This window comes from Arthrobacter sp. UYCu712 (assembly GCF_040547005.1).
GTDB lineage: Bacteria > Actinomycetota > Actinomycetes > Actinomycetales > Micrococcaceae > Arthrobacter.
This window is the reverse complement of the sequence record NZ_JBEPOZ010000005.1, coordinates 141755-164737: the sequence shown is the minus strand read 5'-3', so window position 1 is coordinate 164737 and position 22983 is coordinate 141755. Positions and strand designations below refer to the sequence as shown.

At 66.5% G+C, this 22983-nt stretch carries 35 protein-coding genes and 1 tRNA gene; 33 read left to right on the top strand and 3 right to left on the bottom strand.

Annotated features, from left to right (window positions below):
• Nucleotides 1–12 precede the first annotated feature (12 nt).
• Nucleotides 13–86, top strand: a tRNA-Leu gene (locus ABIB51_RS07505).
• Nucleotides 87–480: 394 nt separating this feature from the next.
• On the opposite strand, the gene ABIB51_RS07500 is transcribed toward ABIB51_RS07505, so the two are convergent.
• Nucleotides 481–1806 carry a tyrosine-type recombinase/integrase gene (locus tag ABIB51_RS07500; protein ID WP_354187003.1) on the bottom strand — a complete coding sequence of 442 codons (1326 nt, stop codon included), beginning with the start codon at nt 1804–1806 and terminating at the stop codon, nt 481–483.
• Nucleotides 1806–2069 carry a helix-turn-helix domain-containing protein gene (locus tag ABIB51_RS07495; protein WP_354187001.1) on the bottom strand — a complete coding sequence of 88 codons (264 nt, stop codon included), beginning with the start codon at nt 2067–2069 and terminating at the stop codon, nt 1806–1808. Before ABIB51_RS07495 ends, ABIB51_RS07500 begins: the two co-directional genes overlap by 1 nt.
• Before the next feature lie 192 nt (nt 2070–2261).
• Here ABIB51_RS07495 and ABIB51_RS07490 point away from each other — a divergent pair, with 192 nt between their 5' ends.
• The 18 genes from ABIB51_RS07490 to ABIB51_RS07405 all read left to right on the top strand — a co-directional run bounded on the left by ABIB51_RS07490 (nt 2262) and on the right by ABIB51_RS07405 (nt 12848).
• A complete protein-coding gene (locus ABIB51_RS07490; RefSeq protein WP_354186999.1) occupies nt 2262–2528 on the top strand; it encodes a helix-turn-helix domain-containing protein in 267 nt (88 codons plus the stop codon).
• Nucleotides 2529–2598: 70 nt separating this feature from the next.
• Entirely contained in the window at nt 2599–2847 is a 249-nt protein-coding gene (locus ABIB51_RS07485; RefSeq protein ID WP_354186997.1) for a helix-turn-helix domain-containing protein, read from the top strand.
• Complete coding sequence (locus tag ABIB51_RS07480; protein ID WP_354186995.1) at nt 2844–3056, top strand: hypothetical protein; 213 nt, start codon at nt 2844–2846, stop codon at nt 3054–3056. The genes ABIB51_RS07485 and ABIB51_RS07480 overlap by 4 nt, the downstream gene beginning before the upstream one ends.
• The gene (locus ABIB51_RS07475; RefSeq protein WP_354186993.1) at nt 3053–3277 is read left to right on the top strand and encodes a hypothetical protein; all 225 of its coding nucleotides are present in this window, start codon (nt 3053–3055) and stop codon (nt 3275–3277) included. Before ABIB51_RS07480 ends, ABIB51_RS07475 begins: the two co-directional genes overlap by 4 nt.
• A complete protein-coding gene (locus ABIB51_RS07470; protein WP_354186991.1) occupies nt 3274–3435 on the top strand; it encodes a hypothetical protein in 162 nt (53 codons plus the stop codon). The genes ABIB51_RS07475 and ABIB51_RS07470 overlap by 4 nt, the downstream gene beginning before the upstream one ends.
• Nucleotides 3432–3950 (top strand): hypothetical protein, encoded by a 519-nt coding sequence (locus tag ABIB51_RS07465; protein ID WP_354186989.1) that lies wholly within the window; start codon nt 3432–3434, stop codon nt 3948–3950. Before ABIB51_RS07470 ends, ABIB51_RS07465 begins: the two co-directional genes overlap by 4 nt.
• Entirely contained in the window at nt 3947–4765 is an 819-nt protein-coding gene (locus ABIB51_RS07460; protein ID WP_354186987.1) for a hypothetical protein, read from the top strand. Before ABIB51_RS07465 ends, ABIB51_RS07460 begins: the two co-directional genes overlap by 4 nt.
• A gap of 16 nt (nt 4766–4781) precedes the next feature.
• The gene (locus tag ABIB51_RS07455; RefSeq protein ID WP_354186985.1) at nt 4782–5627 is read left to right on the top strand and encodes a hypothetical protein; all 846 of its coding nucleotides are present in this window, start codon (nt 4782–4784) and stop codon (nt 5625–5627) included.
• Nucleotides 5628–5749: 122 nt separating this feature from the next.
• Nucleotides 5750–5884, top strand: coding sequence for a hypothetical protein (locus ABIB51_RS07450; RefSeq protein ID WP_354186984.1), 135 nt, complete (start codon nt 5750–5752; stop codon nt 5882–5884).
• Nucleotides 5881–6168 (top strand): hypothetical protein, encoded by a 288-nt coding sequence (locus tag ABIB51_RS07445; RefSeq protein ID WP_354186982.1) that lies wholly within the window; start codon nt 5881–5883, stop codon nt 6166–6168. The genes ABIB51_RS07450 and ABIB51_RS07445 overlap by 4 nt, the downstream gene beginning before the upstream one ends.
• Nucleotides 6161–6508, top strand: a complete 348-nt coding sequence (locus ABIB51_RS07440; protein WP_354186980.1) for a YfdP family phage-associated protein — start codon at nt 6161–6163, stop codon at nt 6506–6508. Before ABIB51_RS07445 ends, ABIB51_RS07440 begins: the two co-directional genes overlap by 8 nt.
• The gene (locus ABIB51_RS07435) at nt 6508–7335 is read left to right on the top strand and encodes a DUF2303 family protein (RefSeq protein ID WP_354186978.1); all 828 of its coding nucleotides are present in this window, start codon (nt 6508–6510) and stop codon (nt 7333–7335) included. Before ABIB51_RS07440 ends, ABIB51_RS07435 begins: the two co-directional genes overlap by 1 nt.
• Nucleotides 7336–7535: 200 nt before the next feature.
• The gene (locus ABIB51_RS07430) at nt 7536–7991 is read left to right on the top strand and encodes a hypothetical protein (RefSeq protein ID WP_354186976.1); all 456 of its coding nucleotides are present in this window, start codon (nt 7536–7538) and stop codon (nt 7989–7991) included.
• 2 nt (nt 7992–7993) lie between these two features.
• A complete protein-coding gene (locus ABIB51_RS07425) occupies nt 7994–8371 on the top strand; it encodes a hypothetical protein (RefSeq protein WP_354186974.1) in 378 nt (125 codons plus the stop codon).
• A complete protein-coding gene (locus ABIB51_RS07420; RefSeq protein WP_354186972.1) occupies nt 8368–9465 on the top strand; it encodes a hypothetical protein in 1098 nt (365 codons plus the stop codon). Before ABIB51_RS07425 ends, ABIB51_RS07420 begins: the two co-directional genes overlap by 4 nt.
• Nucleotides 9462–9674, top strand: coding sequence for a hypothetical protein (locus tag ABIB51_RS07415; protein WP_354186970.1), 213 nt, complete (start codon nt 9462–9464; stop codon nt 9672–9674). The genes ABIB51_RS07420 and ABIB51_RS07415 overlap by 4 nt, the downstream gene beginning before the upstream one ends.
• Entirely contained in the window at nt 9671–10060 is a 390-nt protein-coding gene (locus ABIB51_RS07410) for a hypothetical protein (protein WP_354186968.1), read from the top strand. The genes ABIB51_RS07415 and ABIB51_RS07410 overlap by 4 nt, the downstream gene beginning before the upstream one ends.
• Nucleotides 10061–10196: 136 nt before the next feature.
• A complete protein-coding gene (locus ABIB51_RS07405; protein ID WP_354186966.1) occupies nt 10197–12848 on the top strand; it encodes a phage/plasmid primase, P4 family in 2652 nt (883 codons plus the stop codon).
• Between the two features lie 44 nt (nt 12849–12892).
• On the opposite strand, the gene ABIB51_RS07400 is transcribed toward ABIB51_RS07405, so the two are convergent.
• Nucleotides 12893–13180 (bottom strand): hypothetical protein, encoded by a 288-nt coding sequence (locus ABIB51_RS07400; RefSeq protein WP_354186964.1) that lies wholly within the window; start codon nt 13178–13180, stop codon nt 12893–12895.
• A 194-nt stretch (nt 13181–13374) separates the two neighbouring features.
• Between ABIB51_RS07400 and ABIB51_RS07395 the strand changes: the two genes are divergently transcribed.
• From ABIB51_RS07395 to ABIB51_RS07330, 14 genes are all read left to right on the top strand, one after another.
• Entirely contained in the window at nt 13375–13812 is a 438-nt protein-coding gene (locus ABIB51_RS07395) for a hypothetical protein (RefSeq protein WP_354186962.1), read from the top strand.
• Nucleotides 13793–14050: a hypothetical protein gene (locus tag ABIB51_RS07390; RefSeq protein ID WP_354186960.1), complete on the top strand. Its 258-nt coding sequence runs from the start codon at nt 13793–13795 to the stop codon at nt 14048–14050. Before ABIB51_RS07395 ends, ABIB51_RS07390 begins: the two co-directional genes overlap by 20 nt.
• A complete protein-coding gene (locus ABIB51_RS07385) occupies nt 14047–14304 on the top strand; it encodes a hypothetical protein (RefSeq protein ID WP_354186958.1) in 258 nt (85 codons plus the stop codon). Before ABIB51_RS07390 ends, ABIB51_RS07385 begins: the two co-directional genes overlap by 4 nt.
• Nucleotides 14301–14690, top strand: a complete 390-nt coding sequence (locus ABIB51_RS07380) for a hypothetical protein (RefSeq protein WP_354186956.1) — start codon at nt 14301–14303, stop codon at nt 14688–14690. The genes ABIB51_RS07385 and ABIB51_RS07380 overlap by 4 nt, the downstream gene beginning before the upstream one ends.
• A complete protein-coding gene (locus ABIB51_RS07375) occupies nt 14687–15103 on the top strand; it encodes a RusA family crossover junction endodeoxyribonuclease (RefSeq protein WP_354186954.1) in 417 nt (138 codons plus the stop codon). The genes ABIB51_RS07380 and ABIB51_RS07375 overlap by 4 nt, the downstream gene beginning before the upstream one ends.
• A complete protein-coding gene (locus ABIB51_RS07370; protein ID WP_354186952.1) occupies nt 15100–15267 on the top strand; it encodes a hypothetical protein in 168 nt (55 codons plus the stop codon). The genes ABIB51_RS07375 and ABIB51_RS07370 overlap by 4 nt, the downstream gene beginning before the upstream one ends.
• Nucleotides 15267–16271, top strand: coding sequence for a GIY-YIG nuclease family protein (locus ABIB51_RS07365; protein ID WP_354186950.1), 1005 nt, complete (start codon nt 15267–15269; stop codon nt 16269–16271). Before ABIB51_RS07370 ends, ABIB51_RS07365 begins: the two co-directional genes overlap by 1 nt.
• 517 nt (nt 16272–16788) lie before the next feature.
• Nucleotides 16789–17142 carry an HNH endonuclease signature motif containing protein gene (locus tag ABIB51_RS07360; RefSeq protein WP_354186948.1) on the top strand — a complete coding sequence of 118 codons (354 nt, stop codon included), beginning with the start codon at nt 16789–16791 and terminating at the stop codon, nt 17140–17142.
• A gap of 87 nt (nt 17143–17229) precedes the next feature.
• Entirely contained in the window at nt 17230–17694 is a 465-nt protein-coding gene (locus ABIB51_RS07355) for a phage terminase small subunit P27 family (protein WP_354186946.1), read from the top strand.
• A gap of 7 nt (nt 17695–17701) precedes the next feature.
• Complete coding sequence (locus ABIB51_RS07350; protein WP_354186944.1) at nt 17702–19441, top strand: terminase large subunit; 1740 nt, start codon at nt 17702–17704, stop codon at nt 19439–19441.
• 15 nt (nt 19442–19456) lie between these two features.
• Entirely contained in the window at nt 19457–19657 is a 201-nt protein-coding gene (locus ABIB51_RS07345) for a hypothetical protein (RefSeq protein ID WP_354186942.1), read from the top strand.
• Nucleotides 19657–20940, top strand: coding sequence for a phage portal protein (locus ABIB51_RS07340; protein ID WP_354186940.1), 1284 nt, complete (start codon nt 19657–19659; stop codon nt 20938–20940). Before ABIB51_RS07345 ends, ABIB51_RS07340 begins: the two co-directional genes overlap by 1 nt.
• A 15-nt stretch (nt 20941–20955) precedes the next feature.
• Complete coding sequence (locus tag ABIB51_RS07335; RefSeq protein WP_354186938.1) at nt 20956–21699, top strand: HK97 family phage prohead protease; 744 nt, start codon at nt 20956–20958, stop codon at nt 21697–21699.
• Between the two features lie 21 nt (nt 21700–21720).
• Complete coding sequence (locus ABIB51_RS07330; protein WP_354186936.1) at nt 21721–22971, top strand: phage major capsid protein; 1251 nt, start codon at nt 21721–21723, stop codon at nt 22969–22971.
• Nucleotides 22972–22983: the final 12 nt, after the last annotated feature.

Here is a 22983-nt window from a genome sequence, read left to right as displayed (position 1 = left end):
CATTGACCGGGCGCCCCAGTAGCCCAATTGGCAGAGGCAGCGGACTTAAAATCCGCGTGTTGTGGGTTCGAGTCCCACCTGGGGCACACGCGAAAAGACCCCCGATTCCCTTTAGTTATAAGGGAATCGGGGGTCTTTTGTCATGTCCGGGCTATGGCGGCCCGCCCGGGGCGTGGTGGCCTATCTGGTGGCCTAAGTCCCTGTGCGCGTAAAACCACAGCTCTTTTGTGCCGTTCTGCCAGTCGATTTCCCAGACCTCCCCGCCGTCGATGGCCACACTGCGGACGACATTTCCGACATCATCCTCGTGGCGCATCGCATACCGATCACAGCCGCTGGGACTGCAGCTGATCACCGGTCGTACCTCGTTACGAATCAAAAAGCCCCGCTCCCCTCAGTAGGGGACCCACGCTAGCGGCAGGGTGCGACGAAACAGAAGGGCCCGGCAGGAACGTATCCTGCCGGGCCCCTGGAGAAGGGTCAGGCCTTCCTTCGAGCGCGGAAGTCGGCCATCGACACCACGCCACCCGCCGGCGGCTGGGGCGCGGCCGGAGCCTCCCACAGTGAGTCACCGACCTTCCGGGCCGCCTCGACCTTCATCTCGTCCAGGACGTGCTGGTAGCGCTTAAGCATGCTCGCCACGGACCAGCCCATCATGTCCATCACCACACGCCCGTCCACGCCCATCAGCAGGAGCAGCGTCGCCGCCGTGTGCCTGGCGTCGTGTACGCGGACAGCAGGCACTCCGGCGCCCTTGAGGAAGGCCTTCCACAGCCGCCAGTCCGTCGAGGCGTGCAAGGCGTTTCCGTCGCGCTGCGCGAACACCAGATCGAGCTGCTCGCCGCCGGCGGCCGTGAAGCCCCTCCAGCGCTTGCCCTCCTGTGCCCGTGTCCGGATTTGAGTCGCGCGGTGCTCCTTCAGAGAATCGACGAGCTGGCGGGGGAGAGCAAGAGTGCGCTTGCCGGCGTCCGACTTGGGCGTGCCGACGAATCGGCCACCGGAGTGGCGCAGCGTGCAGTGGTCGGCGCGCCGTCCGCACGCCTTCTTGTCGTCAGGCTTCATGGCTGACTCCGGGCAGCCATGCTCCCAGGGCAGGGAGTAGAGCTCGCGGTGGATGTGGATGGTCCCGGCGTCGAGGTCGACTTTGTCCCAGGCGAGGCCGAGGGCCTCGCCTTGCCGGAGGCCCAGCGCTAGCGCCACGAGCCAGCGCGCCCCGTCCGGTGCGCCTTCGGCAGCTACGCGCAGCTTGCGGGCGTCATCGGGCGTGAGGATGCCGGGCTCGAACCCGGCGGGCTGGGGCGCGTCCATCCGTTGGGCGGGATTGGTGCCGGCCCTCCCGCGGCGAACAGCCACGGTCAGCGCGCGCGAAATGATCCTGTGCAGCTGCGACACCGTGGTCTCAGATCGACCTGCGTCGCGCATGGGCTTGTAGAGCTGCTCGATATGCTCCGGCGTCAGTTTGTTCAGCCGGACTTTCGCGACCTTGGTCCCGGACACCCAGGTCCGGATGTAGGACCGATAGCCGACCATCGTCCGGGGCCGAACCTTCACGGCGGCGATGTTGTCCAGCCAGTAGTCCAGCCATTCACCCAGGGTGGGCGGGCGACTGCTGACCAGCACTCCGTTCTCACGGTCGGTAACCGCGGTGCGGAGGAGCCTGGAGCATTCCTTTTGCGTTTCCGCGTAAAAGATCTGCCTCCGGCGCTTTCCTGCCGCATCGGTACCGATTCCGAGCTCCGCCCGCCAGCGGCCGTCAGGCATCTGCCGTGGGGCGGACCCTTCGCCTTTGGCGCCCCGGGTGGTCATCAGAACAGCGTGCCGACGTGGGCTGCTGCGGACGCCATGAGCGCGGCGAAGTCCTCCTCGAGGACCGAGCAGATCTTCTCGATGTCGTTGATCGTGAACGGCGCCTCATCCCGAAGGCGCTTCGCCAGGTAGTTCTGTGAAAGGCCCGTAGCGGTGGCCAGCTGGAGTCCACTCTTGCGATGCCTCCCCATGGCGGCGCGTATCTCGGCGGCTACTGCCCGGGCCAGCGGGCCGGATTCCGTCCTTCTTTCAAATGTTGCCATGAGCATAAGTTTACCCGCGCTTCCTGATTGAATCCCGTACGACGCCACATTAACCCGATTAAGTGAAAAATGTATAACTCGACATGATTTAAGCGTGCGACACGCCAGTTAAGCGTGAATTTCGTGTTTTGTACCTACTCGGGTTAACTTCGGTGGGTAAGAACTACCTACTCACCCCACTGGAGTACTCAGATGACCACCGGAAACTACTTGGACGCCGTGCCGGCACGAACTGCCGCACAGCGCGCCGCAACGGAAATCCGCGGGCTCATGGCAGCTCGCCGACTCCGCAATATCGACTTGGCGCGTGCTCTGGACGTCTCGACGACCACCGCCGGGAACAGAGTCAGCGGCGAGGGGGACCTCAGCCTCAATGACATCGAAGCGATCGCGGCCTGGCTGGACGTGCCGGTCACCAGGATCATCGCCCCCGTTACAGGCGAAGCCTTCAGCGAATAAAAAAGTCCCCCGCCGAGCAGCAACTCGGCGAGGGACTCAGGAACAACCAAACCTCACTCAGGAGTATATCGTGCCAACCTTCGAAGGACCGCAGCCCGTAGCGCTGCCGCTGTATACCATCGCCGACGCGGCCGAAGCCATCGGCGTCAGCACAGCGTTCATGTACGACCGCATCCGCGAAAACAAGATCGCCAGCGTCGACCTCGGCCAGGGCGGCGGCCGACAGAAGCTGCGGATCCCTGCCGACGCCCTTCAAACCTTCCTCCAGGAACGGCTCACGAGCCCGGACCTTTCCGCCGTCGCTGGGGACGCAGCGTGAGCCGCGGAGCTCCGGAGCCGCGCAAGGTCACCGGCTGGGCGGCCGCGGACATGAAGATCTCCCCACACACCATGAACGCCGTGGCGAGGAACAACCCTCACGCAGCGTTCCCGGTTTCCGGAGACGCGAAGCCACGCCCGTCCTGGATGGTCCTCGGTCACACCGCACGGCAGGCCCTCCTCAACGCACCGAAGGCAGGTACGAAGTGACGACGACGCATTCGGCCCCCGACAACATAGCGGCCCTCACGACTGCGCCGGAGACCACGGCGACGGGCAAGCGTGCCGAAGGGCGCACCCCGTACCTCGAGGCGTGGGCCCAGCGTTATCACCGTTCCCAGCTCGCCATCGAGCGGGGTCGGCTGAAGGCCGGCAGAGCCAAGCATCGGGCGCACCGCGACCCGCTCCCAGGGAAGCCGGCCAAAGCATGAATGCCGAGATCGCTGCCGGCGCCTTCTGGCTGGTCGAAGGCTTCTGGCCCATGGCCGGAGTCCTCGTCCTCTTTGCCGCCGGCGCGGCCCTCCTCATCGCCGACGGACCAGACGAAGTTCCCTTCGAGCAGGAGCACGACGGCGAGGACCAGCCGTGAACAAATTTGCCACCACCCCCACCCATCACCAAGAACAGGACCAGGCAGATATGAGCCCCGCCAAGAACACCGCAGCAACCACACCGGCCGAGACCGAGCTTCGCCCGGCCGCCGAATCAGCCATCGCCGGAGCTGGCCTCCGCCTCGTCGAGGTCGGAGAGACTGCGCCCAGCACCGAGGAGCTCGTCGACCACTACGCCGCCCTCGCCGTCGCCGCTGAGCAGGCCGCCGGCGAGCTGCGCTCCGAGGCGTCAAGGTTCACCGCCGAGGCCGACTCCGCCAAAGCCGAGCTGCGGAAGCTCCTGGAGCCCGGCAAGCACCAGTCCGGAAACCTCACCATCAGCATCACGGAGCCGAGCCGGAGCACCGACTGGGCCTCCTTCGAAAAGGCCTACCCCGTCGAGGTCAACCCCGCACTCTACAAGTCTGTCGTCAACGCCGCGGCCGTCCCGCCGAACCTGAAGAACCAGTTCATGGTCGCGGGCACCGGTGAGCGCAGGGTTGCCATCAAGTGACGCTCGTAAACAGCGTGGGGGTCCGGCACCCTCACTCCTATTACCTGGACGCGGACCACGAGCTCGCGGACCGGGCAAAGGGCATCGCAGACCAAGTGTTCGACGTGATGATCGAGGAAATGGTCAACCAGCCCCGGTCCCTGCAAAAGAGGATCGGCCCGTCGGAATTCGGCATCGAGTGCGACCGGGCACTCCTCCACAAGCTCGCCAGGACACCGGAGCCGCCCCGCGGACCCGCCTGGAAGCCGCAGGTTGGCACCGCGCTCCACGACCAGCAGGAGCGTTGGTTCAACAAAGCGGCAGCCAAAGGAGCCTCGGAGGAGAACCGGTGGCTCTGCGAACAGTCCGTCGTCGTCGGGAGGATCGGCAACGAGGACCACGCCGGATCCACGGACATCTTCGATTCGTGGGGTCACGCGGTCGGCGACTGGAAGTTCATCGGTCCAAAGCCACTGGCGAACTACCGCAGCAAGGGCCCCTCGAACCAGTACCGGGTCCAAGCCCACACCTACGGGCGCGGCTGGGAGCTGGAGGGCTGGAACGTCGACCTCGTGATGATCTTCTTCATCCCGCGAGACGGCGAGCTCTCCGACTCCTACGTCTGGTCCGAGCCCTACGACCCGTTGATCGCGGCAGACGCACTGACGAAGCTCAACAACCTGGACGGGCTCCGAACCGCGATCGGCCTAGAGCAGGCCCTCTCGCTCTACCCGCTCTGCGACAACAGGTTCTGCCCCTGGTGCGCGCCGCAACAGCGACAAGACGCCGCGATCGCCAAGGCAGCACCACTCCGCAAATTTTCAGCAACCCACTAAGTAAGGAACCACCAGAATGACTTTCAATCGACCCCAGACCGGTGGCGGCGACGTATTCAAGCCGGCCGAGCACGCCAACGAGCTCGTCCTCGTGTGGCCGCGCGACATGCGCTACAACGTCACCACGCCCACCGGCGTCTCGGATGCGATGGCATGCGACGTCGTCGTCCTCGACGGCCCGGGCGCCGGCGCCAAGTTCGTCAACACGCTCCTCTTCAGCGCGGGCCTCCGGAACAACCTGCAGAGCTACCTCGGCGACGCGAACCCGGCCCTCGGTCGGATCATCAACGTCCAGCTCGCCGGAGGCAAGACGACGTGGAACCTCGCCGACTTCACCGACCAGGACGCCGCGAACGCCTCGGCCTACCTGCAGGCCTTCCCACACAACCCCGCGCCCGTGCAGCAGCACCAGCCGGCCCCGCAGCAAGGCAACCAGTGGGCGCCGGCACCGGAGGCCGCACGGCCGCAGCAGACACAGGAGCAGGCAGTCGCAGCGTTCCGCGGCGACCCGGCCCTCGCAGCACCGGCCGCAGTCCAGGCGAACACCTGGGCGGAGCCGGCGGCCAACCAGTGGGCCCAGGCGCCGGCCGCTCAGCCAGCAGCGGCGGCACCTCCGGCATGGGCCGCACCAGCTGCGGCACCGGCCGCAGCGCCGCCGGCGCAGTACCAGCCCCCGGTCGCGGTCAACCAGGGCACCGGTGAGGTCGCCGCTCCGCAGGCAGCCCCGGCCGGTGCCGCGGCGTGGAGCGCAGTCGACGTTCAGAACTGCCTCCGTCAGGGCCTCGACGACGCAACGATCGCAGCAACGACCGGAGCGCCGATTCAGGCGGTAGCAGCTATCCGGGCGGCCGGGCCGCAGTAACGGTCAGTGTCCTCCGGCCCGGGAATCCGGAGAGCTGCCGGCGGCGCACTGAGAAATCCCCGTAAGGCGCCGCGCGGGCAGCACCCCCCGCGCCACCCAACCTCACTCAGCAAAGGAAACCAATGGAACAGACAGCAGAGGCCCTCGCGGTCGCGCTGGCGCTCGGAGGACCGGCAGCAATGCTCCTCGTCCTCATCGTTCTAGCCATCGCCGTCGCCACGCACCGCAGCGTCAAGATCTCGGTAGGCGTGGCATGAGCGGCGGAGGAGACCTGATCATCCGCGCCGAGCAGACGCCCCAGGGCGAGTACACGGGCGTCATGCTCGGCGGCAAGCCCTACATCCTGATCCAGTTCGAAACCGAGGGTGATTCCGTCGTTGCCAACGTCGACACCGGCGGCGGCGTCAGCCTCATTACGGCCGGCGACTTCCTCGAGCAGCTGGCCGAGAGCATGGCCCTTCCCGAATACACCGAAGCAGTCCAGACAGCCGCGGCCGCGGCCGCCGCAGCAGCAGCAAGCCAGGAGACCAGCCATGACTGAACACGCCAAGCCGTTCGCCGACTTCCTCACCGGGCAGGGACAAGCCCACGACGAGCTCACCGAAGGCCTCCACTCGCTCGTCGCGGCCGTCCGCGACACCGGCAAAGCAGGATCGATCACCCTCACGATCAAGGTCGAGCCGGACAAGCGCTCCGACGGCGTCCTCCGCGTCACCGACAACGTGACCGTCAAGACACCCAAGCACGACCGCGGCGCCCGCATCTACTACCAGGACAAGACCGGCAACCTCTCCCGCACGGACCCTAACCAGCCCGAGCTCGAAGGCCTCCGCGACGTCTCCGCCCCCGCAGCACCCATCCACCTGAGAGAAGTGAACTGATGACCTACATTGACTCCGAGACCGAAGCCGGCTCCGTAGCGGCCCTCGCATTCCAAGCAGCCACCGCGCAGGAGATAGAGGCCGGCAAGCTTTACGTCGTCGCCGACAGCGACGGCCGGCAGCGGACCCTCGACACCGACTCCCACGCGGCCCGGCCCCGGCGCAAGGGCCTCAGCATCACGACGGTCGTCGCCGACGTAGAGTCCTTCGGCGCCTACCTCACCAAGCACGGCATCCTCGACGAGACCGAGATCGCCGCGTCCGTTCAGGCCGGCAACTTCATCGCCACCATCAACGCCGGTACCACGGAGGAGCCCGGCTGGGGCGACCACGGCGTCCGCCTGCAGCTCACGGAGAGCAAAGAGTGGAAGCGTTGGATCGCCGGCAGCAACAAGCTCATGGGACAGGCCGAGTTTGCCGAGTTCATCGAGGACAACGCAGAGAACATCGTGGAGCCGGCCTCCGCCGAGATCCTCGAAATCGCGCAGTCCCTCCAGATCCGCCGCGGCGTCGACTTCGAGTCCGGGCACCGCCTCTCCGACGGCAACGTCCAGTTCGGATACCGGGAGACGACCACAGCGTCGGCCGGCGCCGTCGGCGACCTCACGATCCCGGCGTCCTTCACCCTCGCCCTCCGGCCCTTCGCCGGCGGCGAGGCCTACAAGGTAACCGCGCTCTTCCGCTACCGCCTCGTCCAGAAGCAGCTGCAGCTCGGCTTCAAGCTCCAGGGAGCGGAGCGCATCCGCGAGGACGCTTTCACCGCGATCGCCGGCACTGTCCGCGACCAGGCCGAAGCAAGCGGTTACCTGTACCTCACCAGCGACTAACCACCGCTTACCGGCCGGCGCCGCCCCGTTACCTGACCTTCGCGTCTGTGGCAGCGCCGGCCACCCCGGGCCTGATAGGCAACCCACCACCCGCCGGCACCCGCCCCCCAAAGGGCGCCGGCGGACGGGACCCGGTCCGAATCCGGGCAGGCCCACGAGCAGCAACTCACCAACCTCACCAGAACAACCAGGAGCACACCATGACGAACACCCTCCCCGGCAACCCGCACGCGGCCGATGCCGCCCGGACCACCCGGCCCATGGATGAGCGCCTCATCGACGCGCAACTCGCAATCGCATGGGAGACGCGCACCAACACGATGGCCACACTGGCGTGCATCGACCCCAGCTTCTACGGCTCGACGTCGCGCGATGAGTTTGAAGCCATCGACGCCCGCCTCGGCCAGGAGCCGAAAGCCGCGGGCGACGACTCGCCTCAGCCCGTCCAGGACGAGCCGCAGCCCGGACACATCACCATCCCGGACCCGTTCCTGCCAGCCAAGGCCGAAGGCAGCCGCGAATCCGAATACCTCATCGTCGCGGCCGCTCGGCTCCGAGCCAACACCCACACCGGCGGCTCCGGCGTCCGCAACATGCTCGCGGACCTCGCCGAAAACGCAGCAGACGCCCTCAAGCGCCGCGAAGTGGGGGAGTAGCCATGACGACCACACCGAAGCTCGGCCAGACCTGCACCGTCGGAAACGGCAAGACCCGCTGGGAAATCATCCGCATCGAAGCGGACACCACCCTCCACCTCTCCAAAGTCGGCGGCGACGGCTACACCAACCGCTGGGCCAAGCCCGCCGACCTCAACAACATCAAAGACCGCGCCCTGGCCCACACCCTCGGCCACGTCCTCCTCGCACGCCAGACAGCAGCCGACGCCGCCACTGCGCTCGCCGAACAGATCAAGCGCCACGCCAAGCCCGACAGCCTCCGTGTACTCCGGGACGCCACAGTCGTCTCCGCGACCCGCTACATCCGCATCTACGCCGCCCACCTCGCCGAAATGGCACAGGAAGGGGAGGAGGCATGAGCGCGAGGGTCCGCGCGATCGAAACGACCGTCACCCACGACTGCGGATTCACCAAGACCTCACGCACCGTCGGCCTCGCCGCCAAGGCCCCGCGCGACCACTCCTGCGAGCGCCAGCTGAGGCTCGTCGCGATGGCCGCGAGAGTCGAGGCACGCAAGACCCGCGAAGGCATCAAGAGGGAATGCCAGTGCCCGATCGCCAACCACGTCCACGGCGAACGCACCACATACGTCGTCGACAAATGCCGCTGTCGCCCCTGCACCGACGCCGCGTCGGCCGACGAACGCACCAGGCAGCGGCAGCACGCCTTCGGACGCTACGACTCCGGCCGCGTCGACGCCGACCCGGTCCGCGCCCACATGCAGTACCTCATGGATAACGGCATCAGCATCAAGCGCATGGCCGCCCTTACCGGCCTCGCGGCGTCCACTGTCGGCGCCATCCGCTGGGGCCGCCACGAACGCGGACATGCACCCTACCCCCGGGTCAAGAAGACCACCGCGGACAAGATCCTCGCCCTCAAGCCCGCCCTGGAAAACATGGCCCCCAACAGCTACGTCGACTCCACCGGGACCGTCCGCCGCGTCCAGGCGCTCGTCGCAATCGGCTGGTCCCAGGCAAGCCTCGGCCGCCAGCTCGGCATCGAGCCAGGCAACTTCGGCGTCTTCATGAAGGCCTCCCAGTGCACCGCGAAACGGGCGCTCGCCGTCCGCGACATCTACGAGCAGTGCTGGAACAAGCCGCAGACCGGCACGGACTGGCACAGCAAGACCGCAGCGACCCGGGCCCGGAACTACGCCAAGTCCCGCGGCTGGCTGCCACCGATGGCTTGGGACGACGACGAGATCGACATGCCCGCGGCCACGCCGGAACTGGGCGGCAGCGACAAGCTCCGCGACACCATCGGCGAAGACGTCGAGTACATGGCCAAGACCGGTGCCACCCGGGACGAGATCGCCGAACGCCTCGGCTCCGGCAGCTGGGACACCGTCGAACGCCAACTGCACCGCATCAACCGCGGCGACCTCGTCGCCCTGGTCAAGAACGACACCCGCGACAACGCCCGCCACGCCTCGAGAGGACGAGCAGCATGAGCAGCTTCCCTAAGAAATACCCCCGCGCCAAAGTCAGCCGGCACGCCACCTTGGACGGCTGGGTCATCGACCTCATCCAACGCAAGGGCGCCAAACCCAAGCGCGTCGCCGCGACCTACTCGTCCATCGCCTGGGCAGACCGCGCCGCCCGTCTCAAGCTCGGCTGCAAAACAGCAGACCTGCCGCCACGCCCGCGGGTACAGCGATGACAGCCCACAAGCTCGTGTGCGACTGGCAGGGCAGCGGGACCCCGTCCACCCACAAATGCGCAGGCTGCGGCTGGGAAGTCCAGACCTACGCGAAACCCCGTCAGGCGATCGCGGCCGCCGTCCAGGCTGCCTACAACTCCCACCTCGACCCGCAGACAGGACTCGACCCCATGCCCCGTACGAACACCCCCGACGTCATCACGGCCAAGCCCGGCCCCAACGGCACCATCCGCCGAACCCGCAAAGTCCGCGTCAAGCGCTGCTGCGATGGCTGCGGCGAAGTCCTCGGAGACGTCACCGACGCCGAGCTCGAAGCCGCCGTCAACGGGCCGAACCTCCCCTCCATGATCGCCGAACACGGCTGCCAGCCCACCGGCGCCGACTGATGGGCTACTGCCGCGACTGCGGGCACCACCACCAACCCGAACCAGGACCGTGCCGGGCCCGCACCGAAACACCGACCGGGGGAGCGGCCAGATGCCAATGCACCCCACCAGCACCAGACACAAAGGACGCCCCAAGTTGAGCACCCTCCACGCAGCACAGGAACTCGCAGCCGCAGGCCTGTCCGTCGTACCCGTATTCACCGACGGCAGCAAGCGCCCCGCCGGCGACTGGAAAGAGCGCATGGCCATCCGCGCCGGCGGAACCCAGCTCCACGACTGGTTCAGCAGCGAAGGCCGGCACGGCATCGGCGTCGTCACCGGCACGATCTCCGGCAACCTCGAAATGGCCGAAGTCGAAGGCCGCGGCTCCGAACGCCTGCCGGAGATCGCCGCGCTCGCCGCTGACACCGGCCTCGGCGAACTCTGGGGACGACTCTGCGCCGGATGGCTGGAACAAAGCCCATCCGGCGGCTGGCACTGGTTCTACAAGCTCGAAACCCCAGAAGGCTACAAATTCCCCGGCAACACCAAGATCGCCTCCCGACCCTCGACCGCAACCGAACTAGCAGGCAACCCCCGCCAAAAGCGCCAAGTACTCGCCGAAACCCGCAGCGAGGGCGGCTTCGTCGTCGTCGCACCCTCCGGCGGCACCGTCCACCCCACCGGACAGCCCTGGGTCCGCGTCGCCGGCGGCCCTACCACCATCCCCACGATCACCCTGGAGGAACGCGAAGCCTTCCACTCCCTGCTCGGCTCCCTCCACGAAGCCGCCCCCGACGAGCCCAACCAGGCAGCGCTCAGCTTCACCCCCGCACCGCGGGATCCGCTCGAAGGCACCACCCCCGGCGACGACTACGAAAACAAAACCGACTGGGCCGACATCCTCCAACCCGCCGGCTGGTCCCTCGTCTACGGATCCGGCCGCACCAGGTACTGGCGCCGCCCCGGCAAAAGCCTCGGCATGTCCGCGACCACCGGCAACGCCGAAGACCGCGACCGCCTCTATGTATTCACCAGCTCCACCGAGTTCGAGCAGGAAACCCCCTACACAAAGTTCGGCGCCTACGCCCTCCTCCACCACGGCGGGGACCACGCAGCCGCAGCGTCCGCACTTCGCAAAGCCGGCCACGGCTCCGAACCCAAGATCCGCGTTCTCCGCCCTTTCAATCCGGGATCATTCACACCCGAAGCCGCGACCTACGGATGGGAAGCACCCGTCAGCACCGCGGCCGGCCTGAGCCTCACCCCGCCCGGCCCGGCCCCGCTCCAGTACCCGACCGGCATCCAGGCACCCGTCGCAGCCGACGGCACCTTCAGCGTCGACCTCCCCGTCAACCAGCCCGAGACCGCCGGCAGCAGCGCCCTCGCCACGGTCCACCAGATAGCGGAGCAGCGCGCCCCGAACGTCACCCTCGCACGCTCCGACGACGGCAACGCCCAAGCCCTCATCGACCAGTACGGCGACCGCCTCCGCTACTGCGCCGAGCGCGGACGCTGGCTCGCCTGGGACGGGCACGTCTGGAACTGGCAGCAGGCCGGCGGAGGATACGCCCGCGAGCTGGCGAAGGACATAGCCCGGTCCCTGCCGGACAGCGGCACCGAAGCCCAGAACCACAAGCGCCGCGCACTCTCGGCCAGAGGCACCACGGACATGCTCGCCCAGGCGCAGACAGACACCCGCATCACCGTCACCATCGACGACCTCGACGCGCACCCCTGGGAGCTCAACACCCCCGGCGGCATCATCGACCTGCGCACCGGCCAACTGCGCGCCTCCGACCCCGCCAAACTCCACACAATGATGACGTCCTGCACCCCGGACTTCGACGCCGACCCGGCCATGTGGCTCCGCTTCCTCTCCCAGACCTTCCCCCTGCAGGATCTCGTCGACTACATGCAGCGCCTCGTCGGCTACTCAGCCGTCGGCGAAGTCAGGGAACACCTCCTTCCCTTCGCCTACGGCAACGGCGGCAACGGCAAAGGCGTCTTCCTCGAAGCGCTCGTCGCTGTCCTCGGCGACTACGCCACCACCAGCCCGAACGGATTCCTCATGGCCTCCAACTACGCCCCGCACACCACCGAAATTGCCCGCCTCGCAGGCAAACGCATGGTCCTCGCCTCCGAAGTCAACGAGGACGACCGCTTCGACGAAGCGAAGGTCAAGCAACTGGCCGGCGGCGACTCCCTCACCGCCCGTTTCATGCGCCAGGACGACTTCACGTTCCGGCCCTCCCACCAGATCTGGCTCATGGGCAACCACCAACCCGCCGTCGAATCCGGCGGACACTCCTTCTGGCGACGCCTCCGCCTCATCCCCTTCACCCACACCGTCGCGGACGAGAACCGCATCGAGGACCTCCAAGGCATCCTCGCCCGGCAGCACGGCCCGGCAGTACTCGCCTGGGTAGCCAAAGGCGCCGCAGCCTACGCCCAGGTCGGACTGCAGGAGCCCGGCGGCGTCAAAGCAGCGACAGAGGACTACGCCCACAGCGTGGACACCGTCGGCAGGTTCCTCGAGGAGGAATGCGAGCTCCACACCGGCGACGCAGCCCCACACTTCGCCACGACCGTCTCGGCGCTCCGGCAGGCCTACGACCGCTGGTGCGCGGACAACGGCGAAACCCCACTCAAGGGCCGGGCCTTCCAGACGCAGCTCCAGCGCGCTGGCATCCTCACCGGCACCAAAGCACCCCGGGCCTCCGGCGGCGTCCGCATGTACGGAGGCGTCACCCTCAACTCGGCGAAAGTCGAGCAGGACGAGAACCAAGGCGATCGGGGAGGCTGGTGATGCGGGCACCTCTCATAGGCTCCGGAGGCCGGCAGGTGAGGCGCCTAAACGGGCAGCGGCGGAGCGTAGGTCCGGCCCGTCTTGACGCTCCGGACCCTCGCCCCCAGGAGAACAATGCGGCGGCTAAACATGCGCTGAGAAAGCGGGTCCCGGCCCGCGGCATGCGCCCAATTCGAGTAGCGCTGGTAGAGGGCGGCCGGCGCCTCGTAATCAGCCCACGATGTGATCGCCATCCACGCCTCAATATCGTCGGTTTTCACCGTCGACTCGCCGGCCGTGGTGCGAAGGTTTCCAATGTGGTGCCCGCAGCTTGGGCAGTGCAATTCACTCATGACATGAAGTCTATATCACTCGTGGCGTCAATCTGTGACATAACGGCGAAGCCAAAAACCCCGAAAACAAGCGAAAAAACCGCCACTAGTGACACCGTGACATCGAAATACAACTATCAGCTCCACTGCGGGCGCACGCACTCGCGGCCGAACTCACCAAAAGACATGTCACTGTGTCACTCCGGCCAAAAACCATGAGCCAGGGAACCCTCTTTTCCGTACCCAAAGCCACCAAGAAGCCCGGCATGGACGACTGGCTCAAAGAGCAGCTCGAAAACAAAACCGGAGGCTTCCGAGCCGCCCGCTGGGGACGCTGCCCAAACTGCCAGGAGCTCACCCTCCACGGAATGGACGCCGACCTCTGCGCCGGGATGGTCACCGCAGACCCGACACCGTTGTCCCCGCCCCAGGAACACGCCTGCATGATCACCGGCCGGCCCACCTTCACCGTCAAGCCGCGCGGCAACAGCTACGAACTCAACGACCGCCGCGGAGCCTACCTCTACGGCAGCCGGCCACCCGACCAGCGAGGCAAGACCATCCTCCCCGAACACCGATGCGGCGCCCGATTCCCCGGATTCATGACCAGACCAGACAACCAGGAGACCACCAGTGACCAGCCAGACTTCTGAATTAACCGAGCAGATGCTCAACGACGCCGAAGGCCAGCAGCTCGTCCAAGCAATCCACGACCGGAAGGCATGCGTTTGCACCAATTGGTGCTCTGACGATAAATCGCTGATCACATGCCCGCATTGCTTGACTCTGGACGTCTATGACCCCTGCCCGATCGTCGGGTTCGGCTGCGGGCTGGACTGCGGGGACGACGAGCACTGCACCCCCGAACAGCAGAAGGCGGCAAGCAAGTGAGCGCCCCGAACATCAGGGCCGGCAGGCAGCAGAAGCACGACGAGTGCTGGCGGCAAGACTGGCCACTCAGCGAGCACCAGCACCGCCTCGGCGACATCCGAGTCTGCATCCACGGCCGAATCCAAGTCCTCACCGAAACCAGCGTCGACGCCCCGGTGCAAGGACCAGGCACCCATGGGTGGAGGACCCTCTCCAAGTTCTGGAACCCCATCGACTACCGCCGCGCAACCGAAGCCATCAGGAGCACCAATTGAAGAAACTCGTCATCGGCCTCCTCGTGGCAACCGCCCTCGTCGGCTGCTCCAGCACCGAGGGATGCCCGCAGGCCCTCGACTTCGAACCGGCAGCCGCCGTCGCGGCCGTCCCGATGCCGGCTCCTGCCCCGCGGCCGCCAGCCCCAGCACAGAGGATTCAGCCAGCACGGCCGGCCCCCGCACCGAAGCAGCAGGCACCCCGCCCCGCAGCGCCCTGGATCCAGAAACCACCGCCCCCACGCAGGTCCTTCGTCCCGCCGGCCCAGCAACTCCAGCAACCCCAACGACCCACCTACGTCAACAACCACCACGACCCCGTCCCCTACATGTGGCTCCTCCTCGCGACCCACAACCTCGGACCCAGCCACAACGGAGAATGCAGATGAGCAGCGCCGGCCACCAGATACTCGTCACAGGAACCCCTGCCACCCAAGGCAGCAAGTCACCCGGCCGCGGCGGCTTCGGATTCCACGAGTCCGACAAGAAACTCCCAGCCTGGCGCAAAGCGCTCATCGCCGCAGCGAAGGCATCGCACGGCGTCGAATGGGAGCCCCTCGACGGCTGCCTGACCGTCAACCTCACCGTCTGGCTCTACCGGCCCAAAGGAACGAAGTTCAAGGACGAGCCCGCCGGCACCCCGGACCTCGACAAGCTCCAGCGCGCGGTCGGAGACGCCCTCAAAATCGCCGGGACCATAGTCGACGACGCCCGCATCACCACCTGGGTGGCCGGCAAACGCTGGGCCATCGGCTGCGAACCAGGCGCCACCATCACCATCCACCAAAAGGAGCAGGCATGACGGAGGAATACTGGAACGACGAGTGCCCCTGCGGACACACCTGGGACGAGCACAACTTCGAGGTCGGCTGCATCGCCGGCTGGGAGTACGAGGGCGCCGACCCGGGAATTGCCAGCAAGGATGGCTGCTACTGCCAACTGGCCCACACGGAAAAGAGCCGATAGTGACCGAGTCCCCAATCACGCAGAACCTCGACTGGATCTACAACCGCTGGTCGGACCTGTGCGCCACGAGACTCCGAGGCACCCCGAAGCCGTGGCGGCAGCCGACCCTCACGCCGGAGCAGCGCGGCCGCCTCGACCAGCTCGCCCGCATCGAAAAGCAGGAACGTGGCGCATTCACCCTGGGGGAGTCACCCGCACCCATCCACCTCGACGCCTACGACCGCGCCGTCGACCTCACCACCACCATGGCGAAACTCGCCCGCGCAGTCGCCACCGAGCTCGGCCACCACGCCGTGCTCATCCGGGCAGCACTCCACAAGTACGAGGACCCGCTGCTGCTCATCACCTACGTCCGCAACCACTGGCACCAGTGCGGTGCCGAAGTGGGGGAGGAGGTCCAAGAGCAGGCGGCGAGAGTCCGCGCCGGCCTCGCCCACCACTTCTCCGAAGTCGACGACGGGCAACACCTCGCGGCGCTCTGTCCCTACTGCGAGGCACCCGAGCTCTACGTCCGCGTCATTGGACCGGAGGACAACGCGCAACCAGTGATCCGGTGCGAGTCAGGAGCCTGCGAACCGCCACCGCAGGCCTGCGGCGCCTGGCACCGCAACCTTCCCCTGTGGCCGCTCCATGAGTGGGACTGGTTCGCAAGAGAGATCGAGCACGCCGATCAGGAACGCGAACGGCGGCGCCTCGAAGCCCTCGCTGCAGCAGGGCAGGCGGACCCGGTAACCGAGCAGGAGCACGGCAGTCTCTACATCGTCCAGATCGGCCAGCACATAAAGATCGGCTGGACACAGACGCCGCGGATCCGGATGCGTCAGCTCAAGCCAGACCGGGTCCTGCTCAGCAAGGGAGGAACCCGGCAGGACGAGACCAGGCTCCATCATCGCTTCGCCGAGCACCGGCGGCGAGGTCGGGAGTACTTCGAGCCCCACGCGGACATACTGCGCTTCGCAGAGAAGGCCCACGCCTATGACTCGGTGACCGCGATGCTTCCATGAACCCAGAGACACGCCGACTAACCCATTTGGGCTAGATTACTTATCCACAGGTTAGAGCTCTGATATTCTTGAAAGCACGCCGAGCCTACCCTTTTACGGGAATTGCAGACCTCCTGAGCTGCGAAGCCGGCGAACATAACTGAATAGCACCGGAGCAACACCAGTGCACCCGCCGCCCCGCTGAGACCCGGGGCGGCGGGACCCCAGTCCAGAAGAACCGCCGGCCGGTAATGGTCGGGATCAAGGTGGCAGCATTCCGGCGAAAGACCGGAGGCGGACTGGTGGGATGCGGAGTGCCGATCGGCTGACCCGGGGATACTCGGCCACCAGCCTGGCGTGATCGGCAGCCAGCAATGGCTCGGTGGAGCTTCGGCTTCACAGCAGCTCGTATCTGCCCCATCCCACGAGGGACCAAGCGCCCTTGCCATGAGTGAGACGCCCGGGACCTTCCACCCAGGCACCGAGCCCCAGCCGTTCCCCATAGCGGCTGGGGCTCACCCATTCCTAGGAGCACCCAGTGCCACTGTCCGCACCGAGCCGCTGCTCGCAACGCTGCGGGAAGCTGGCCACCAGCAAGGGACGCTGCGACGACCACCAGCGAGCAGCCTGGGAGAACCCTTCGGCCAACAGTCGGGCTCTCACCAGCACCGAGCGCGCGAGGATTCACAAACAGCAGATCAAGCGCGAGCCGCATTGCCGAGTGTGCAATAGCACCGAGCACCTGCGCGCGGATCACATCACGGAGATCGCCGACGGTGGCTCGCTGTTTGACGCCTCCAATTTGCAAACACTTTGCGACGACTGCCACGGGATTAAAACGAACGCAGCGCGGGCACTGAGGGCCGCGCAACGCCGACTCACACGAGGGTAGGGGCGTTCGGATCGCGTGGTTTTCAGCGCGCTTGCACGCCCCTGTAAAAAAGCGCGAAATATCTCAGGTTTTTGAAAGGGGGTCCTCGTGGGACTACGCGGACCAGCCAAGCAGCCGGCGCATTTGAAGCTGATCGACGGCCGCGGCAACGGCACAGACTCCGGCGGACGCAAGGTTTCCGACGGGCCGGCATTCAAGCGCCGGCCACCCGAGATGCCGGACTGGCTGACGGCCGAAGCCAAGGACGAGTGGCAGCGCATCGTTCCGGGCCTGACGGCGCTGGACCTGCTCAAGCCCGAAGACCGCGGCGTCCTCTCCGCGTACTGCGAGACGTGGGCCGAATTCCGCAACGCGACCATCGCCATCCAGGAGAACGGGTCGCTGCTCATTGAAGTAGCTCAGGGGACGATCCCACATCCTGCAGTCGCGATCCGCCGCAACGCTGGTGCCCGGCTGCAGTCGTTCGCCAAAGAATTCGGGCTGACCCCGTCCTCCGAGCAGGACCTTGCTAGGAGTGCCCCCGATGCCGACCAGGACGAAAACCCGTTCTAGCGCAGCAGTGAAGCCGAAGCCCGAGGACTCGGACGCGTTCGGCCTCCCCACAACAGCGGTTCTGCGCCGGCTGAAGATCAGCCCAGAGGTCGCCTACTACATGGTGAGCCGCGGGATCCCGCTCCCGGAGATCCCGCCGGCCATCAAAACGCCGGAGGGCCGCAGCCAGCCAGGCGCTGTCTTCGACCCCGAGCGCGTGGACAAGGTCCTGAAGGCCTTCTCGCTGCTGCGCCATACGCAGGGGCGCATGGCCGGACAGCCCCTGAACCCGGACCCCTGGCAGATCGCCTACATCATCGCCCCCGTCTTCGGCTGGGTGAAGAAGAACGAGCACGGCGAATGGGCCCGCGTCGTCCGCACCCTCTACGTGGACGTACCCCGGAAGAACGGGAAGTCCACGCTCTGCGGCGGGCTCGCGATCTACCTCACCGCAGCGGACGGAGAGGCCGGCGCCCAGGTGATCGCGGCGGCCACCACGAAGGAGCAGGCCTCCTTCGTTTTCGCCCCGATCAAGAAGCTCGCCGAGTCAGCGCCGGCCCTGCGCGGCCGCGTCCGGGCACTGACTGGCCGGATCGTGCACGCCAAGTCCAACTCCTACTTCGGAGTGATCAGCTCGACCGCCGACGCGCAGCACGGCGCGAACCTGCACGGCGCCATCATCGACGAACTCCACATCCACAAAACGCCCGACCTTGTGGAGACCATCGAGACCGGCACCGGCTCCCGAGACCAGCCCCTCGTCGTGAAGATCACGACGGCGGACACCGGCAAGCCCAACACGATCTACGCCCGGAACCGCCGCTACGTGGAGCAGCTCGCCAAGGGAGTGTTCAAGGACCCGTCCACGTTCGGCGTCGTCTTTGCGGCATCCGAGACAGACGATCCCTTCAGCGAGGCCACGCAGCGGAAAGCGAATCCGGGATACGGCGTCAGCCCAACCAGGGAGTACCTGGAGACCGCTGCGAAGAAGGCGAAAAACAGCCCTTCCGAGCTCGCGGCGTACAAGCGGCTGCACCTCGGGATCCGGACCAAGCAGACCACCGCCTACTTCGACCTCAAGGACTGGGACCGGAACGCGGGCCCGCGGATCATCGAAGCGGACCTCGCGGGCATGGAGTGCTACGGCGGGCTCGACCTCGGCTCCGTCAGTGACCTTACGGCGTTCGCGTTGCTCTTCCCGAACGCGGACAACACCGGGGCCGACGTCCTTTTCCGATTCTGGACGCCGGAGGAAAACCTCGAAGCCCTCGACAAGCGCACCGCAGACGCGGCGTCGCTCTGGGTGAAGCAGGGCTGGTTGCAGACCACCCCGGGGAACGTCACGGACTACGACTTCATCAAGGCCCAAATCCTCGCGGACTGCGACACCTTCGACGTCCTGTCAGTTGGCTTCGACCGCTGGAACGCAACGCACCTCGCGAACCAGCTCCTCGAAGAGGACGTGCCACTGGTCAAGACAGGCCAGGGCTACCTCACGATGAGCCCGGCCATGAAGGAAATCCAGCGCCTCGTCCTCAAGGGCAAGCGTGACCAGCCGCTACTGCGCCACGGCGGGAACCCGGTCATGCGATGGATGATCGACAACCTCGCCGTGGCCACTGACCCGGCCGGGAACGTCAAGCCAGACAAGGCGAACTCCGGAGACAAGATCGACGGCGTCTCCGCGCTCGCCAACGCAACCGCCGAGTGGCAAAACAACGAATCCGCCCAATCCCATTACCAGGACAACGACCTGGTAATCGCCTAACCGAAGGAGAACCGCATGCGCCTCAAACTAGGCAGCAGCGTCCGGCTCGTCCTGAGCGACGGCACCACCGTCGAAGGCGTGGTCCGCTTTTCGTGGCGCGCCCGCGTCCTCAAGCTCGTCGACGTCGTGAGCATGAACCAGCACGGCCAGGTCAAACTGGACGGCTACCTGCTGGTGCCGGCCCGATCGGTCCTCTTCGCCCAGGTCGGTGCGTAATGGCCGCCATCCTGAAGGCCGGCGGCGAACTCGTCACCATCGGCTCCTTCGGCGGGGGATACCCCACGCGATCCAGCTGGGGCGACACCTGGATCACGCGGGACGCCGGGATCCCGCTCTCGCAGTACAGCCCGGCGACGTCGGACCCGATGGCGCTCTGGAAATCCCAGCCTTCCCTGCGCAAGGTCGTTAGCTTCATTGCCCGGCAGGTTGGGCACATCCCGTGGCACGCCTACCAGCGCGTATCGGACACCGACCGGCAGCGTGAGCAGGGCAGCCCAGCGGAGCAGCTCCTCAACCGGGCCTCACGTTTCCGCAGCGGCTACAACCTCTGGCGCGACGTCGTAACTGACGCGCTGCTCTACGACCTCTTCTGCGTCGTCTACTTCGCCGCCCACGAGGGCAAGCCCGCAAGGCTGGTCCGGATCCCGCCCCGTCTGATCGAGCTGAAGTCCAACTTCCTCGGCGAGGTTGAGCAGGTCATCCTGCACACCCCGGCCGGCCAGGAGGACGTCGATCTGACGGAGGCGCCGATGGCCATCAGCTGGGGTTGGAGCGCGGACGGAGGCGCCGGCGTTTCCCCGCTGCTCACGCTCTCCCAGATCCTCGAAGAGAACAAACGCAGCGTCCAGTGGCGCAGGGCCCAGTGGGACAACAGCCCCAAGCTCAGCGGCGTCCTGATGTACGAGAAGGGCTTCAAAGACGACCGCAAGCGTGATCGGTTCCTGCAGTCCTGGCGGCAATGGCGCGACTCGGTCAACGCCGGCGGCACGCCCATCCTCGAGGACGGGATGACCTACGAGCAGCTCGACGGGATCAACCCAAAAGATGCGAAGGACATCGAGGGCCGGCAGCTCACGGACGCGGAGGTCGCCTCGGCGTTCCATATCGCACCGGAGCTCGTCGGCGCCCGGGCCGGGAACTTCTCCAACATCGGCGCTTTCCGGCAGATGCTCCACGGACCGACGCTCGGCCCGCTCTACACGGAGCTCACGCAGGCCGTGAACATCGGCCTGCTGCCCTTCCTGGACACGACCAGAGACCTCTATGTCGAGATGGACCGCGACGCGGCGATCAATGGCTCCTTCCTCGAGCAGGCGCAGATCCTCTCGACCGCGACCGGTGGACCCTGGCTGCTGCGCTCGGAGGCCCGCGCGAAGCAGAACCTGCCCTTCGTCGAAGGCACCGACGAGCTCGTGGTGCCACTGAACGTCGTCGAAGGCGGGCAGGCCTCCCCGCACGACTCCGGCACTCAAAACGAGAAGCCGGGAACACCCGAATAGAAAGGCGGTCAGGCAATGGACCCGATCCTCATCAATAAGACCTTCGTGGCCAAAGCCGAAGCCACCGAGACGCCGGGTGAGTTCACTGCCCTCGTCTCCGCCTTCGGTAACGAAGATTCCCAGGGCGACGTCGTCGCGCAGGGCGCATTCACCAAGACACTCGCCGAGTGGATCATCAAGGGCCGGCCGATCCCTGCTGTGTGGGCTCACCAGTTCAGCAACCCGTTCAACTTCATCGGCGAGTACACCGCCGCGGAGGAGACCGAAGCCGGACTGAAGCTCACCGGGCTCATCGACTTCGAGAACCCCACCGCGGTCCAGGTTCACAAGCTCATGAAGCGCGGCCTCGTCGTCGAGTTCTCCATCAGCGGCCTCGTCCGCGATTACGAGCTCATCGAAAAGGACGATGAGGACTCGTGGTGGCCTTCGCTCCTGATCAAGGACATCGACCTCTGGGAGGCAGGCCCCTGCTTCAAGGGCGCCAACGACCAGACCGAGCTGATCAGCGTGAAGTCCGACGGGCGCATCACCGGGCGCCTCGGTCACGTAAGCAAGGAAGGCCGAGTCCTTGCGCAGAAGCACGTCGACGCCCTCAAGGACGCCCACGCGAAGCTCGGCGAGATCATCGCCGCGGCCGAGCCCGCACCCGCCGACGACGACACGGCAAAAGCCGTCACGCCGCCGGCCCCCGATTCAGCAGCACCGGCAACCAAGTCGGCGCTGACTCCAGCTGTTCGAGCGCTGCTCGAGCTTTCCTAGCACACAAGAAAGGACCCTCTCATGGATCCCGTAGCAAAACTCGCAGCGCTGAACGCAGAAGCTGCTGCACTTCGCACCAAGGCCCTCGGCAGCCCCGAGTCCTTCACCGAAGCCGACGGCGCCCGCGCCACGGAAATCGCGAAGGAGCGTACCGAGGTTAGCGCGTTGATCGAGCGCGCGAAGTCGGCAGCCGAAGCCCTCGGCTTCGCTGCAGATGAGGCCCCGCTGGTTTCCAGCGACGAGCAGGCCCCGGCCGGCAACCGCCGGGCGAAGGCCATGACGCTGGGCGAAGCCTTCGTCAACTCCGACGTCTACAAGAGCCACCAGAAGGAGAACCCGAACGGCGCCTCCAAGGGCACCGACATCCGCCTGAAGGCCTCCGGGCTGGGCATCCGCAAGGTCGACCCGGCCCCGGTCAGCTCCGGCACCCAGGGCAACTCCCGGGCCGTCCGCACCAACGAGGTCGACGACCTCGTCAACCGCCCGGAGCGCCGGCTCCTGGACCTGATCACCACCGGCACCACGAACCTCCCCTGGTTTCAGTACCGCCAGATCATCTCCAAGACGAACAACGCGGCCCTCGTCAACGAGGCAGTGACCAGCACCGGCACCACGCCGGCGACCGGCCTGAAGCCGCTGTCCACGCTCACCACGCAGACCGCAGAGGCGAAGGCCTACACCTACGCGGACGGCATGGAGGTCACCAACCAGGAGCTCGCCGACGACGGCATCATGAAGGCCCTGATCGACTCCACGCTCCGCGAGAACCTCGAAATTCTCACGGAGAGCATCCTGCTCAACGGCGCCGGCACCGCCGACGAGCCCGCCGGCATCCTGAACACCAGCGGCGTGCTGCAGCAGGCCTTCGTCACGGACGTCCCCACCACGATCCGCAAGGCGATCACCAAGCTGCGCACAACCTCGGGCACCACGATCCGCGGCGTCCTCCTCCACCCGGAGGACGACGAGACCTGGGACCTCCTGAAGGACACGCAGGGACGCTTCCTCGGGAACGGCCCGTTCGCGGGCGGACCCAAGACGGCGTGGAGCTACGAGCGCATCGATTCCCAGGCGCTCGAAGTCGGCCAGGCCATCGTGGGCGACTTCTCCACGATCCACCTGCTGGACCTCGACGCCCTCGCGATCGAAGCCTTCAACCAGCACAAGGACTACGCGCAGCACAACCTCGTGTACGTCCGCGCGGAGCAGCGCAAGGTCCAGCTCATCCGCAACGCCGCACGCCTGTGCGTCGTCGACCTGACGGCTGGCTAAGCCCACCCTCCC

Excerpts from the sequence above, each read along its gene's own strand:
- ABIB51_RS07500 (WP_354187003.1), bottom strand. The coding sequence starts at position 1,806 with ATGACCACCCGGGGCGCCAAAGGCGAAGGGTCCGCCCCACGGCAGATG.
- ABIB51_RS07495 (WP_354187001.1), bottom strand. The coding sequence starts at position 2,069 with ATGGCAACATTTGAAAGAAGGACGGAATCCGGCCCGCTGGCCCGGGCA.
- ABIB51_RS07490 (WP_354186999.1), top strand. The coding sequence starts at position 2,262 with ATGACCACCGGAAACTACTTGGACGCCGTGCCGGCACGAACTGCCGCA.
- ABIB51_RS07470 (WP_354186991.1), top strand. The coding sequence starts at position 3,274 with ATGAATGCCGAGATCGCTGCCGGCGCCTTCTGGCTGGTCGAAGGCTTC.
- ABIB51_RS07455 (WP_354186985.1), top strand. The coding sequence starts at position 4,782 with ATGACTTTCAATCGACCCCAGACCGGTGGCGGCGACGTATTCAAGCCG.
- ABIB51_RS07450 (WP_354186984.1), top strand. The coding sequence starts at position 5,750 with ATGGAACAGACAGCAGAGGCCCTCGCGGTCGCGCTGGCGCTCGGAGGA.
- ABIB51_RS07445 (WP_354186982.1), top strand. The coding sequence starts at position 5,881 with ATGAGCGGCGGAGGAGACCTGATCATCCGCGCCGAGCAGACGCCCCAG.
- ABIB51_RS07440 (WP_354186980.1), top strand. The coding sequence starts at position 6,161 with ATGACTGAACACGCCAAGCCGTTCGCCGACTTCCTCACCGGGCAGGGA.
- ABIB51_RS07435 (WP_354186978.1), top strand. The coding sequence starts at position 6,508 with ATGACCTACATTGACTCCGAGACCGAAGCCGGCTCCGTAGCGGCCCTC.
- ABIB51_RS07430 (WP_354186976.1), top strand. The coding sequence starts at position 7,536 with ATGACGAACACCCTCCCCGGCAACCCGCACGCGGCCGATGCCGCCCGG.
- ABIB51_RS07425 (WP_354186974.1), top strand. The coding sequence starts at position 7,994 with ATGACGACCACACCGAAGCTCGGCCAGACCTGCACCGTCGGAAACGGC.
- ABIB51_RS07420 (WP_354186972.1), top strand. The coding sequence starts at position 8,368 with ATGAGCGCGAGGGTCCGCGCGATCGAAACGACCGTCACCCACGACTGC.
- ABIB51_RS07415 (WP_354186970.1), top strand. The coding sequence starts at position 9,462 with ATGAGCAGCTTCCCTAAGAAATACCCCCGCGCCAAAGTCAGCCGGCAC.
- ABIB51_RS07410 (WP_354186968.1), top strand. The coding sequence starts at position 9,671 with ATGACAGCCCACAAGCTCGTGTGCGACTGGCAGGGCAGCGGGACCCCG.
- ABIB51_RS07400 (WP_354186964.1), bottom strand. The coding sequence starts at position 13,180 with ATGAGTGAATTGCACTGCCCAAGCTGCGGGCACCACATTGGAAACCTT.
- ABIB51_RS07395 (WP_354186962.1), top strand. The coding sequence starts at position 13,375 with ATGAGCCAGGGAACCCTCTTTTCCGTACCCAAAGCCACCAAGAAGCCC.
- ABIB51_RS07375 (WP_354186954.1), top strand. The coding sequence starts at position 14,687 with ATGAGCAGCGCCGGCCACCAGATACTCGTCACAGGAACCCCTGCCACC.
- ABIB51_RS07370 (WP_354186952.1), top strand. The coding sequence starts at position 15,100 with ATGACGGAGGAATACTGGAACGACGAGTGCCCCTGCGGACACACCTGG.
- ABIB51_RS07345 (WP_354186942.1), top strand. The coding sequence starts at position 19,457 with ATGCGCCTCAAACTAGGCAGCAGCGTCCGGCTCGTCCTGAGCGACGGC.
- ABIB51_RS07340 (WP_354186940.1), top strand. The coding sequence starts at position 19,657 with ATGGCCGCCATCCTGAAGGCCGGCGGCGAACTCGTCACCATCGGCTCC.
- ABIB51_RS07335 (WP_354186938.1), top strand. The coding sequence starts at position 20,956 with ATGGACCCGATCCTCATCAATAAGACCTTCGTGGCCAAAGCCGAAGCC.
- ABIB51_RS07330 (WP_354186936.1), top strand. The coding sequence starts at position 21,721 with ATGGATCCCGTAGCAAAACTCGCAGCGCTGAACGCAGAAGCTGCTGCA.